The following is a 13,873-nucleotide window of genomic DNA, read 5'->3' on the forward strand; positions in this document are numbered from 1 at the left end:
GTACAAGTATTAGTGATTCATCATCAACAAGTACGAGCGTAAGCAACAGTGCTGCATCAGAAAGTACAAGTATTAGTAATAGCGAAAGCACAAGCTTAAGTACGAGTGTGAGTGATTCGTCATCAATTAGTACAAGCAATAGTAATAGTGACAGCTCAAGTCTTAGTGCTAGTGATTCATCTTCTACAAGTGAGAGCACAAGCATCAGTAATAGCTCTATCTCAGGTGGAACTGGATCTGGTACGAATGGCACTTCAGCAGCGACCGGAACAGGTACTACATACTCTGGTAAGCAATTACCAATGACTGGTGAAAATACTGATATGACCAAAGAATTAGCTATGTTAGGAATGGTTTCAATGCTCTTAGCGTTAGTTCTAAAAAAGAAAAAGAAACAATATAAGATGTAAGAATTTGAGAAAATAATGTTGGGAATGTTAACCAGTGTCTCAAGGCACTGGTTGATATTTTTTAAGTCATTAAATTGAATTATTAGTTCTATCGCTTTATTTTTTAAGCTTTATGGTGACTAGGATGAATGATTGAGATTTAATAAAAATAATAAATTCCCTTTAAAGGTAAAAAAATGATAGATAAAAAATTAAAAAAATATAGTAAAATTGCCAATGAAATTCAAAAATTATCAGAGAGTTATCAAAAGTTAACTGATGATGAATTAAAATTTAAAACAATTTCTTTTAAGCAACGTCTTGTTGAAGGAATAGGCCTAGAAAACTTATTAATAGAGGCTTATGCAGTTATAATTGAAGCAGATTATCGGGTTTTAGGGATACGTCCTTACTATGTTCAAATTTTGGGCGGAATTGCTCTTTTTTATGGTAACGTAGCTGAGATGAAAACCGGAGAAGGAAAAACGTTAACTGCGACAATGCCTTTATATTTGAGAGGATTAACTGGAAAAGGTAATTTTTTGATTACATCAAATTCTTATTTAGCATGGCGTGATGCTGAGGATGTCGGAAAAGTGTATAAATGGTTGGGACTTACTTGTTCAGTAGGTGTTGTAAAGGATAATAGTGAAGATGAAATTGATAAAGAATTAGTTTACAACTCGGATATCGTCTATACAACACATAGTGCATTAGGTTTTGATTATTTGTTTGATAATCTAACTACGACTATTGAAGAGCAATTTGTTACAAATTTTAACTTTGTGCTAATTGATGAAATTGATGCTATTTTACTAGATATGGCACAGGTGCCTTTAGTAATATCAGGCGCACCGAAGGTCCAATCAAATTTATTTAAATTATCGGATATCTTAGTTAAAGGATTAGTTAATGATGAAGATTTTGAAATCAGTGAAGATATGAAGAATGTTTGGTTTCTAAAATCTGGAATAGAAAAAATTGAAAAGCAGCTAGGTATCCAAAATATTCTTTCTGAAAAATGGCAGGATTTATATCGCCACTTGGTTTTAGCCTTGCGAGCAAATTATTTATTATTTAAGGATAGAGATTATATTGTCGAAGCAGGAGAAATTATGCTTCTAGATGTCGCTAATGGTCGAAAGCTAGAAGGAAATAAGTTGCAAGCTGGTTTTCATCAGGCCTTGGAAGCAAAGGAAGGACTGGAGATAACTGAGGAAAGTCGATCAATGGGATCAATTACTTATCAGAATTTATTTAAAAAGTTTAAGACGATTGCTGGCATGACTGGAACTGCTATGACAGATGCTGAAGAATTTAGAGAAACCTATCAAATGGATGTTGTAGAGATACCGACAAATAAGCCACTTTGCAGAGTGGATCATCCGGATCAAATATTTTTGACGAATGAAGCTAAAATGAAGGCGTCATTAGAGGTTGTAAAAGAAGCAATTAAAAGTCAACGCCCAATCTTGATTGGTACCAGTTCAGTTTCTATGTCAAATCTTTATTCCCTAATGCTACTTGAAAATCAGATTCCTCACAGTGTCCTTAATGCCTCAAGTACAGCAAAGGAGTCATTAATTATTTCTGAATCAGGAAATAAGGGCATTGTTACAGTTGCTACCTCTATGGCTGGTCGTGGAACAGATATAAAATTGGACGATGAAACTCGGTCATTAGGCGGTCTATTAATACTTGGAACTGAACGGATGACAAGTAGTCGAGTGGATAACCAATTGCGTGGACGAGCAGGTCGACAGGGAGATCCAGGAGATAGTATGTTTTTCGTTTCCTTGGAAGATAAGATTGTGCTTGAAAATTCACCAAGCTGGGTTTCAAAGATAAAAGGAAAATTTGAAAAATCTGCTAGTAAAAATGGTGAGGCTATTCTAGAGGAGCCGTTAGATTCTAAGAAGTATGGGCGTGTTATTTCAAGGTCACAGAAATATCTTAAAAATCAAGAGGTTGAAGGTAGAAAGCAGGTTCTTGAATATGATGGTATTATTGACCTTCAACGAGAAAAAATTTATAAAATGAGAAATAGGATAATGGGAGCCAACGAAGACTATCTGGATAGAATTATTAAATATTCCAACCAACAAAGTATTGAGGTTTTTGTTTCCAATAAAGAAAATCTAACGAAACTAAAAGTTATCGATTTTATTTATAATTATTTGGATTATAATTTTGATTATTCATTAATTGGACAAATTGAGAAATTTAGTGATAAAATAATCAAAATTTTTCTAAACAAGATTATTGAAGATAAAATTCATGATTTACCAAAAATGATTCCGGATCGAGTTCAGCTCGTTTATTTTAAGCGTTTGATTATTTTAAAAGCGATTGATTCAATGTGGATTGAACAATCAGACAATTTGCAGCAATTGAAATCTGTAGTTAGTGCTAGAGGTTGGGGTCAGCATAAACCCATTTATGAATTTCAGGAGGAATCACAAAAATCTTTTATTGAGATGGAAAATGAGATTTCAGAGAACGTTATGAGAAATCTATTGTTATCTGAGCTAATCAATAATGAGGATGGATCAATTGAAATTGAATTTCCATAAAATTGAGGAGGATATCATGAAGAACTTTAAGTTCTTATATAGAAAAATAGGTTGGAGTTTATTATTATTATTAATTCTGGAGCTCGGAAAAAATATTCCGATTCCTGGCTATACAGCAAATGCTATTTCTGAAAAATCTTCAAATGTACTTTTAAATTTTATTTCTAGTACGACAGGTGGGAATTTTTCCAATCCTTCTTTATTTTCATTAGGCATGGGGCCTTATATGAGCGCATTAATCATTTGGACAACGATTAGTATGAGTGATTTTGATTGGATAAAAAATATGTCCACTAAGGTTAGAGGTTATTTTCAAAGAGGATTAACATTACTGTTTACAATAATTCAGGCAATCATCCTTTCGGTGAGATTTCAGAAGATGTCAGGCTTCAAATCGCTTGCAGAATTTTGGACATTAAGTAGTACAGTTCAATTAGTATTGATTTTAGTAGCGGGTGGATTAATTGTTTCTTGGCTTTCAGATATTAATTGCGAGCAAGGTATTGGCGGTCAGAGTTTATTTATTTTACCAAGCATCTTAGCTAATATTCCTTCAATGTTAATTTCTGGTCAGGTTGGTGAGCAAAAATACAGTAATCTGTTTCTAATCATCCTATTTATAATAACCATTATCTATATCATATTTACACTATTTTTATATAATACGGAGTATCGGATTCAGATTCAAAGAATTGGTGTGACGAGTAGATTGACGCGTTCATACCTTCCAATTCGTATTTTGACTGCGGGTGCAATGCCCTTTATGTTTGCTGTCACTTTATTTTCCATACCAAGCCTATTGTTTTTAAATAAAAGCTGGACTAATACGACCTTTTCTTATCTAATTTCTCGCTTGTTTACTTTTAATACGGTAGAAGGAATTATTACCTATGGCATAGTCATTTATTTATTGGCCTTAGGATTTAGTTATATTAATTTCCGACCATATGATATCGCAAAAAATTTACGAGATACGGGTGATTATATTTTTAATATTTTACCTGGTAGAGCTACGGAATCCTTTTTAAATAAAAAATTAATTGCCATTTCATTTTTTGGAAATACATATTTGGTACTGGTTTCTGTAATCCCTTTATTTCTTGGATTAAAATATGGGATGATTACGAACTTATCTTTCTATTTTGGCAGTATATTTATGTTGATTATTATTATTGATAATCTATACCAAGAGATAAGATTTATGCTGCAAATTGCCAACTATAATATTTTTAATAAGATTTAGGGGATATATTTATGATTTATTTAATTCCAAATTGGCAACAAGAAAATTTTGTCATGACTAATGATCGAATTTTAGAAATTGCAAAACTGTTTGATAACCGTGCAATTGACTATGAAGTAATGCTCACTAATTATATGCCCTTTTTACGTTATAAATTAGCAAACTGTCAAATAAAATACTGTCAAGTCTTTGATGTGATACAAGACATTCATTTAGAAAAAGGTCATCCGATAACAATTTCTGATTTAAGCTTTCCAGCATTTTCAGAATTTGTTTATTCACCATTCGGTATCAATGTAATTCAGAATCAAAAGCTATTTGCTGAAATTATCTTTAATGAATTTGGATGTATTGCAAAGGTAAAATATTATCAAAAAAATGATTATCATATTGATTACTATGATGAACGTGGCTTTTTATCAGCAAGATTTTTTTATGTTGAGGCTACTTTGGTAAAACGTGAATTTTTTAATGAATACCATGAGCATACCTTAACAGAATATTTGGGTGTTAATCCGAGGGTTATTATTGAAAAAAATAATCATCCAGCAATTTCTAAAAAGGAATATCCAAATTTAGCTGCTGTTATTAGTGAGGTTTTAAAAAGTAAGCTTGTCAGTATGGAGCAAAGCAATGATGTTATCACAACGATTGATAAAAATATTCTTGAAATCACCAGTGAAATACAAAGAAATTTATCGTTGATTAGATTGGTACCTGATAATGTTGATTTGAAGCAATATAGTTCAGATGAATTAAAGGACTTGATGCTAAGAAGTAAGGCTATTGTTACTGATACTGTTCGTCAAAGTAATGTACTGACTGATTTTCAATTTATTCATCCTGCCTTGACTGAGGTTAAAATCGCTTTAATACCATTATTTAATGCTGAGCTCAGGCTTGGTAGTAGTAATTTCGTAGATGATATGATTATTTATTGGAGAATTTCTAAGCTTTCAGCTGAAATACTTGATTTTAATGAAACATTGATTAGCAAATTGTTTGCTGAAGAAAGCTACCGTTTGATTTTAAGCTTGATGAGTACTGAAGACCAACAAGTTATGGTGAATAAGATTAGAGATATAATTGATACTTATTATGGCATTGATAGTCAAACTGAAGATTTTAACAAAATTGAAAAATTTATTTTGGATAAAAGAAATAAAAAATTATTGAAGGTTGATGAAGATGCGATTGAACCGCTGAGAAAAAGTAAAAAGTGGTCTGATTACGTAGCAGCGATTCATGCTTATCATCGGATTGAGTATCGTGTCAACTCGCAGCTTTATGAAATTCAAGCGGATTTAAGTGTGGCAAGACTATATATTGATATTAATGAAAAGCAGAATTTACAAATTCATATTCTGGCTTTAAGTGTCGGAATACCTCAAATTTTAAGTCATTCATCTGATTATATTATAAATCGTATCAATGGACTCGTATTAGACGACTCCTTATCGAAAGATCAAGTAATTGATTTCTTTTTAAAAAAATTAAATCATTGGAACATTGCATTGGTAAAAAATATTGAAGTATTAGAGCAATTTGATGCTGATTGCGTAATTGAAAAATGGAGGCGTGTATTTGATGAAGAAACAGATTAATGTTTTCCATATCGGAGAATCTAGCTCTAATCAAGCTGCAAGTTTATCAGAGCGTTTTAAATATCATTGGTTACCGGTAAAGCAAATTTTTCAATATGGTGATAGCGTCAACGAAAACTTTTGGGATGATAGCTTTGGTGAAAAGGAAAAGCGTTCCATTTTTATTATTGAAAAATTACCTGAGATGATTCTTTCAGAAAATCTGTTGAAGCAGCTGCCAGCCCATCAAATTATTTATAATATTGACGGGGGATTTTCAGAAAAATTGACTGAATTATTAATTTTAAAGGAAGCAATTCCAATGCCTTTGGTGGACATGGAAAAAGCTTTCAAATTAATTAATTTAACGTTTGGTATTAAACAGCAGGGCTATAAAATTTCTAATGATTCCATTATGGTTCATAAAAATTTCGATGGTCATTATAGAAAGCTTGGCAATGCCTATATAGAATTATCAGGTATTTTTCCAGAAAATTATGCGCAGGTGGCGACTTGGCGAATGACTAATTTGATTCAAAAAGCAGATGAAATGGTATTTTATCCTGAGATAGAGGTTTTAGAAGGAGAGGCAGATATTCTCTTTAAAATTTTTATGATTAAGGAAAATTCAAATCAAATTATCAATGTTGTTGAGGCAAGCTTGAATCAAATTAAGGAAAAATTAGCAATTCCATTTATTAGTGCCTCGACCAATGCATATGTTAATGTTTCAATGTACGCTAGAGGTGGCGTTGGTACCTTTCGCGTTGGTCAGCTACATATCAGACGTGCAGTTGGTAAGGGTAACGTAATGGTTCCAGGTGGGCGAAAAATCCATGACGAGGAAAAATTAGATGATGAAGTTTTCTATCATTTTAATGCAGGTGATTTGAAACCACCACTTGCGGTTTACTTTTCAGGCTATCGATCCGCCGAAGGGTTTGAGGGCTTAGGAATGATGAGTAAAATGGGCTGCCCATACTTATTAATTGCAGATCCACGCTTAGAAGGCGGTAATTTCTATCTAGGCAGTGAAGCCTTTGAGAAAAAAATTGTAAAAATAATTTCAGATAAGCTTGAATTATTAGGCTTTACTAATAGCGAATTGCTTCTTTCTGGACTTTCTATGGGGACATTTGGGGCGCTGTATTATGCAAGTGACCTATCACCAAGTGGAGTTATCATTGGTAAGCCCTTGACAAATATAGGGACCATTGCAATGAATGGTCGGATTAATCGTCCAGATGAGTTTGCAACAGCCTTTGATATGGTTAAGTTTAATACTGATACAATCTCTCAAGCCTCAGCACAAGCATTAGATGAGCGCTTTTGGCTGAAATTTCAAGCCGGTAATTATGTCAATACAACATTTGCAGTCGCTTTTATGAAGCAAGATGACTACGATAAGGAAGCTTTTCCAATGCTATTCAAAATACTTAAAGAAAAGTATCCAGCGACAAGAATTTTATATCATGGTTTTATTGGCAGACATAACGATAATAGCGCTGCAATCAATCGTTGGTTTGTAAAGCAGTACAGGAATTTAATGCTAAGTAAATATAACAGAACAATTGGAAGAATAATTTGATTTTTTGGAGGCAATGCAATGCATAATTTTTATATTATAAAATGGGGAAGGGATTATTTTGACAACTATAATTATGGTGCCGAAATTAAATTTGAAGCTGATGATTCTGTCGCCTTCTCTGCGCCATTCATGCCTACTGGCGATGTTATTAAAAGCTGGACCTCTAAAACTCAGTTTCAGATTCATCGCAAAACACCACTATTGCCCTTGTTAACTTCAGGTAACCTTTATCGATTTAAAATAGTAGCAACTGCTGATCATTCTGTGGCAATGCAAGTACGTATTGAATTTTTAGATGTTAGTGGCTCAGTTATTCTTGAAAAAAGCTTTAGTGACTTAGCAGGTCAGTTTGAATTTCCGACTAATGCAGTAAGCTATCGATTAAATTTATTAAATAATCATCACCAGCAAATTTGTTTTAATTATTTGTTGATTTATGACATAGCATTGCATGATAAATTTGAGATTGAGATTGATTTAAAGCATAATTTAGTCTGTTTTCGTGACCATGAGGCGATTAAAAAGAATAGAATTGTTATTTTAAAACAATCAGAGGATGTAAATTGTTTCACTGTTGCAGCTTCGGGAAATCAATATTTTGTTTTGTCAAAGGCTAAAGGCACTGATTTTATTTCACAAATTCAACAGCTTTACCGGCTGATTCAGGTGGATTGGACCGCTGATGCGATTTATCAAATAGAAAAGGGTATCTCATTTTTGCTATTAGAAATGGAGTATCAATTATTGCCTGATATTTTAAAATTGCTCTTAGCAAATGTTAGCTTTACTAATATTGACCCAAAGACAGAAGCAATGGCTCTACAAATAATTGAAAAAAGAATGCTTATCAATGAATTAGCATGTGATATTTTAGAAGAATTTGTCTCAGTTTCTAAATAGAAACGAGACCTCTTCATTTAAAATTTTAAGATGCTTTGCTTAAAGTTTTAAATGAGTGGTCACTTTATATTTTAAATGTGAATTTTTATTTGATAATCATTAATTATCTGGCATAAGGAGAAAGAGGAATGAATTTTTTTATTAATAAAGCGATGGGAATTGGCAATTCAGGTGTTGAACATGCACAGTTTTATCGGGCGGAATGCTTTGATTTAGTGAAATTACCCTATAAATATATATTTATGGAATTGGTTAAAAATCTTCATGAGGCAATGGATAATTGGAATATCGAAGAAAATCAAGTGATTAATATATGGGAATTTTTTGTTTTAGGAGATTCCTATTTATACGAAGGAATAACAGCGCGCGTTGAAGCGAAAAGTGATCTCTTGGTTGATTTTACCAATACACATCGTGTAAAAGAAACAATCACAAGCTCAGGCTTATTAATCAGAGAACATTTTGAAAAATCAACAAATAAAAAAAATCCAAAAACACTTTTAGTATCTAATTATAAAACGGAGATTTATAATGCTAAAACATTAGAGAAAAAAATAATGTTTGAATTGCTTGAAATGCCTCATCGAGGTCGTGTTATGAGCAATATTCATATTTACGATTTTCATGGCAAGCATCTATTTTTCCGAAATGAAATTCTATTTCAACGTTTCTTTTTACATTATTTAGCTGAAAAATTTGATGGAGCTCATAATTTTTTCATTGATCGAGGAGAAGAGACTGAAGCAGCAATTTTTAATCACAGACCGGCAAATTCAAAAATTATCGAGCTGGTTCATGCAGATCATTTATCGGATAGAGATGTTCCAGAAGCACCTTTATGGAATAATTATTATGAATACTTACTAACGCATCTTGATGCAGTTGATAAGGTAGTAGTAGCCACAAAATTACAAAGAGCTGATTTATTAGTTGATTTTCCAAATCAGGCGGATAAGTTTGCGGCAATTCCGGTTGGTGGCATTGATGATATAGATTTTGAAAATATTGAGATAATTGATAAGAAAAACCTTGTTAGATTTGTTACAGCATCAAGGCTTGCATCAGAAAAGCATTTAGATATTGTGATTGAGGCAATTAATAAGGCGCATCAAAAATATCCAGCAATTATTTTGGACATTTATGGTCAGGGTGGAGAGGATCAAAGGCTTCGAGAAAAGATTAAAGCACTTAATGCTGAAAGCTTCATTCAATTAAAAGGGCATACAAATTCTATCAATGATGTCTTATTAGATTATGATGTATTTATCTCGGCCTCATTTTCTGAGGGCTTTGGCTTAACCTATATTGAAGCTCTAAATGCTAATTTACCGATTGTAACGTTTAATGCTAGGTTTGGTGCAATCGAGCTAGTTAAAACGGGTGTGAATGGGATTGTAAAAGAGTTTTCAAGAACCGACTCTGAATTTAATATAAATTCTCTAGCCGAAGGCATTGATGAATTAATAGAATTAGACAGAAAAGAGCTATTAAAAAATATTCGACCATCTGTTAAGGATTTCCAAAAATCAGTGATTGCTAATCAATGGAAGGAGCTTGTTAATGAATTATGAATTAGTCACGGTTATTAAACCAAATAATCCAATATGGGCTAAGCAAAAAGAAAGATTAAAGCATTCTGACGGTCAGGTGCTTTCCATTTCGCCAAGTCCCTGCTTTAATCGTTTAAAGCAAATTGAAGGCATAAAAGGCATTAATTTACTAGATAATATTACAAAGCGCGCACATATACCTAATCAATTTTTATTTTTTAATCAAATTCCAACTGTTACAGGCTCTGAAATTTATATGAACACTGATCGAAGTATTTCGATTATTTCTGAGGGCGAAGAGATTGGTAGCGTAATTACATACGCAGGTACTAGAAGACATGTAAAAGAAGTAAGGTACATTAATCCAGATCAAAGTCTTGATTTTATTGAAGAGTATTCGGATGATGGAAGCCTGTATAGTAACATTTTTTACTATAATAATAAGGTTCAAGAAATTGATTTTCTAAATACACAAAAATTCCCTGTTGTTAGTTATTATTTTTATGAAAATGTGATTACCTTGATTGCAGTAAAAAATCCAATTACCTTAGAAGTTGAGCATAAATATAATAATCTGAATCAATTTGTTTCAGATCAGCTTGCTAAGCTGGTTACTGAGCATGATCAAATTTCGATTTCTTTTTTGGGAATTGAATTAATGGCATTGGAGCATACTCAATCAACCAATACCTTATATCTTGAAGAAAGTCCATTAAATGAAGCAGGGGAAATTAAGGGTAATTTATTAAGCATTTTAACAAATCAAGTTCAGTTTGTGCATAAAGTTGTAGTCAATGAAGCGAATTACGCTATTTTAAAATCAAAAAATGTGCCTTTAGATAAAGTTGTTATTAATAATGGCTAATTGTTTGTAATGAGGGAAGGTTGAAAATGAGTACAATACCCGATGAAAAAATAAAAAAATCAATTTATTCTTTGGTCGCCGATAATGAAGCGACTTCGATTTTTAATTTTGATGAGAACTTGGAAGAGGCTGAACAGCTTGTTTCAGAGCAGTTCGATATTGTGAGACAATTAGAGGAATTGAATGCTTCGCTAATTAGTATTTCATCAGATTTAAAAATACCCGAACGTAATCAAAAAATTCAGCAGATTAATCAACAGTTTGATAAGCTTCAAGCAAAATATAAAAAGAATTTTCATCACCTTAAAATTATTAAAAATACAGTTGAGGTCACCTATCAAGCTGAAAAAGATTTATCAGAATATCATCAATTTTTGGTTAATCAAAAACAATTAAATAGCATAATAAAAGCATCAGCTATTCAAGATGTAAATTTAGAGACAAGCATTTCTAAAGAAAAAAATTAACTTGATGTTAAATATGATTAAGCAAGTAAGCACGCCAACTATTATTAATTTTTGTTAAATAAAGAATAGGTGAAGTAATGAGTAATAAAGTAATTAAAAAAAATGTAGATAGTATGTTTAAGCATGAAGAAACTTACATTAATGCACGTATTAAAAGGAGAAAAAAAAGTAATAGAGGTAGATGGGTCGTCGTTTTTGTTTCAATTATCATGGGACTTCTTGTTATTGGCACTATCTTATATAGCTTCATTGAAACAATTTATTTAAATAATTGATTAATGAGATGGTAATGAGCTTTAGCTATTATTAGAAATTCTGGGAAGCTATTTTCTCAAGAGGAGATAAAATGACAGATTTAGAAAAAGAGCGAATAGAAATAGATTCAAAACATGATCTTTTAGCGGAGAATGAAGCGCTAATTAAAGAAAGGGATAATGAGCTTCAAGCCCTGCTTCAATTAGCTTCGGAAATTGAAAATACAAAAAATGGCAAATTTGAAATGATACATTTTTTTAATGATAAATTTAATAATTTAGTAAATATTTTTAATAGAATCAATCAAAATATAGTAGCCTTAGGTGGTAATGCCTCTCAAATTCAAGATGACGAGTTAACAGCAGATACTATTGAATCGCTTACTACTAAGCTTGATCAGCAAGAGGAGAAGCTTCAAGCCTTATCAATTGATATTTTGAAATTAAAATAAGTTGGTTTTAGTATTCACATATCCAGCTTAAAACCTATTGTATCAATACCTATTGTGCGATATTATAAATGAAAGATTGGTTTTGTTTTTTGAGATTGAAGGAGTAAGATGTAATGAATTATATACCGCGAAAATTGATACGGCTGCAATATAAAATGAATCGACAAACACGACAAATTAATGCGATCAAAAAGAAGAGTTTATCATCAATTACACTTGTCTCGATTATTTCAGGAATAACATTAAGCAGAGGCATCGTGAGTGCTGATGAAACTAGTCAGGATACAATATCTGGTCAGGCAATTGATGCTGGACAAATTAAAACTGGTAATGCTTTTATTGATTCAATTGCGCCTACGGCAACCGATTTAGCTAATAGATATGACCTATATGCTTCAGTTATGATTGCACAAGCTTATCTTGAGAGTGGGAGTGGTCAAAGTGGGCTAGCTTGTGCACCATATTATAATTTATTTGGTATAAAGGGGAGCTACCAAGGCAATTCAGTAACAATGTCAACTAAGGAGCAGTCTAGTGATGGCAATTATACAACAATTGATGCTGCCTTTAGAAGCTATCCGAGCTATGCAGAATCGCTCGAGGATTATGCGCAGCTACTATCTACAAATTTTTATCAGGGTGCAAGAAAAAGTGTAGCAGCAAGCTATGCAGATGCGACCGCTTTTTTAACTGGGCGTTATGCAACAAGCTTAACCTATGCTCAAAATTTAAATGCGGTTATTGAACAATTTGATTTGACGCGCTTTGATAATGCGGATGGCAGTAGCTCAGGGATATTGTCAAGTGATGGCACTTATTTTGCAGACAGTGTACCCTCACAAACTTCAAGTAAAATTTATACTGTGGTTTCTGGCGATACATTAGAAGCAATTTCCGAGCTTTATCATAAAACAGCAGAAGATTTAATGTCAATGAATGGTCTAACAGCCAGTGAATTACAAGTTGGACAAAAAATAGTAATTAATCAGCTTAAACGTCCACTGATTACTGATGACGAGCGACAGGCTGCTGAAAGCCAGCTCTATACGATTCTTACCGGAGATACACTTTCAGAGATTGCGCATAAATTTCAGATTTCGCTAGAGGAATTGATGACTTGGAATGGACTGACAGAGAGCTTAATCTATCCGGGGCAACAGTTAATTGTGAAGCCTGCGGATTCACAGCTACAGAATGCAATTCAAATCAGGGAAAGCCAGTTAGCATTGGAGTCCGAGTATTTGGGAGAAACCTTTAATGTTCCTCAGCTAGACAATTTTAGCTATAGTGTAAAAGGTAATTTAGAGCAGTATCAAGTTGATTATTTTTCTAATAATCAGTGGCAATCTACCATGCAAAAGAGATCTTATAGTGACTCAGAAATTGCATCGTATGTAAATAAATTATTTGATATTAAGGGTGACGAAGAGACCTTAGAGGATGGTGTTAAGATCATCCAAACTAAAGGTGAGACATTAAATAATTTACGCTATACGGAAGCTCAGCTTTCAGTCAATATTATTAATCAAATAGATGGTACTTCGGCGGATTATTTTAAAAATGAATTACTAGCTAAATCTAGAGAATTAAAAAATAAAATTAGTTCAACAGTTGCTTCTGATATTGTTTTAAGAGTAAATCTGACCAAGGATGATGCAACTCGATTTGCTGTTTCTTGGCGTGAAGGAAACGTTGTCTACACTTATACAGATAAAGATATCGATGGTTTAATCGCGGTCGTTTAATTCTTAATAGCTCAACTAAAAATATTAAAATGAAGACGTTTAATGACGTAGAAAAGGTGCTAAATTGCCCTGTGAAAACATTCTGTTTACGCTTTTTAGACAATCTATCTTCAATGACCAGCGTTTAGGAAATTAGAGAAAAAGTACGCACAAGCTGAAGTCTGTTTACGCCTTTTTCCTAAATTTCTACAACAATAAGGTGTTAAATCAACTCTCTCAGAAAAGTGTGGACAAGCTAGTCTTGCACTTTGGCGATTTTTGCCA

12 protein-coding genes are annotated in these 13,873 nt (G+C 32.7%); 11 read left to right on the plus strand and 1 reads right to left on the minus strand.

Annotated features, from left to right (window positions below; translation table 11 throughout):
• Positions 1 to 331 (minus strand): hypothetical protein (locus HOY35_RS13430; RefSeq protein ID WP_249666048.1); only part of this gene is annotated, 331 nt, incomplete at its 3' end.
• A 255-nt stretch (positions 332 to 586) separates the two neighbouring features.
• Between HOY35_RS13430 and secA2 the strand changes: the two genes are divergently transcribed.
• The 11 genes from secA2 (at position 587) to HOY35_RS02200 (ending at position 13,609) form a co-directional block, all read left to right on the plus strand.
• Entirely contained in the window at positions 587 to 2,962 is a 2,376-nt protein-coding gene (gene secA2, locus HOY35_RS02150; protein WP_172210363.1) for an accessory Sec system translocase SecA2, read from the plus strand.
• A 16-nt stretch (positions 2,963 to 2,978) separates the two neighbouring features.
• The gene (locus tag HOY35_RS02155) at positions 2,979 to 4,205 is read left to right on the plus strand and encodes an accessory Sec system protein translocase subunit SecY2 (RefSeq protein WP_172210364.1); all 1,227 of its coding nucleotides are present in this window, start codon (positions 2,979 to 2,981) and stop codon (positions 4,203 to 4,205) included.
• Positions 4,206 to 4,216: 11 nt separating this feature from the next.
• Positions 4,217 to 5,809 (plus strand): accessory Sec system protein Asp1, encoded by a 1,593-nt coding sequence (asp1, locus tag HOY35_RS02160; RefSeq protein ID WP_172210365.1) that lies wholly within the window; start codon positions 4,217 to 4,219, stop codon positions 5,807 to 5,809.
• Positions 5,793 to 7,376, plus strand: coding sequence for an accessory Sec system protein Asp2 (asp2, locus tag HOY35_RS02165; RefSeq protein ID WP_172210366.1), 1,584 nt, complete (start codon positions 5,793 to 5,795; stop codon positions 7,374 to 7,376). The genes asp1 and asp2 overlap by 17 nt, the downstream gene beginning before the upstream one ends.
• 18 nt (positions 7,377 to 7,394) lie before the next feature.
• Positions 7,395 to 8,276 (plus strand): accessory Sec system protein Asp3, encoded by an 882-nt coding sequence (asp3, locus tag HOY35_RS02170; protein ID WP_172210367.1) that lies wholly within the window; start codon positions 7,395 to 7,397, stop codon positions 8,274 to 8,276.
• Positions 8,277 to 8,404: 128 nt separating this feature from the next.
• On the plus strand, positions 8,405 to 9,847 hold the full coding sequence (locus HOY35_RS02175) for a glycosyltransferase (RefSeq protein WP_172210368.1): 1,443 nt from the start codon (positions 8,405 to 8,407) through the stop codon (positions 9,845 to 9,847).
• Positions 9,837 to 10,691, plus strand: a complete 855-nt coding sequence (locus HOY35_RS02180) for a hypothetical protein (protein ID WP_172210369.1) — start codon at positions 9,837 to 9,839, stop codon at positions 10,689 to 10,691. The genes HOY35_RS02175 and HOY35_RS02180 overlap by 11 nt, the downstream gene beginning before the upstream one ends.
• A 26-nt stretch (positions 10,692 to 10,717) precedes the next feature.
• Entirely contained in the window at positions 10,718 to 11,158 is a 441-nt protein-coding gene (locus tag HOY35_RS02185) for a hypothetical protein (protein ID WP_172210370.1), read from the plus strand.
• A 77-nt stretch (positions 11,159 to 11,235) separates the two neighbouring features.
• Positions 11,236 to 11,433: a hypothetical protein gene (locus HOY35_RS02190; RefSeq protein ID WP_172210371.1), complete on the plus strand. Its 198-nt coding sequence runs from the start codon at positions 11,236 to 11,238 to the stop codon at positions 11,431 to 11,433.
• Between the two features lie 71 nt (positions 11,434 to 11,504).
• A complete protein-coding gene (locus HOY35_RS02195; RefSeq protein ID WP_172210372.1) occupies positions 11,505 to 11,864 on the plus strand; it encodes a hypothetical protein in 360 nt (119 codons plus the stop codon).
• A gap of 113 nt (positions 11,865 to 11,977) precedes the next feature.
• The gene (locus HOY35_RS02200; protein WP_172210373.1) at positions 11,978 to 13,609 is read left to right on the plus strand and encodes a glucosaminidase domain-containing protein; all 1,632 of its coding nucleotides are present in this window, start codon (positions 11,978 to 11,980) and stop codon (positions 13,607 to 13,609) included.
• Positions 13,610 to 13,873: the final 264 nt, after the last annotated feature.

It is taken from the genome of Enterococcus sp. MMGLQ5-1 (genome assembly GCF_013155265.1).
Lineage (GTDB): Bacteria > Bacillota > Bacilli > Lactobacillales > Streptococcaceae > MMGLQ5-1.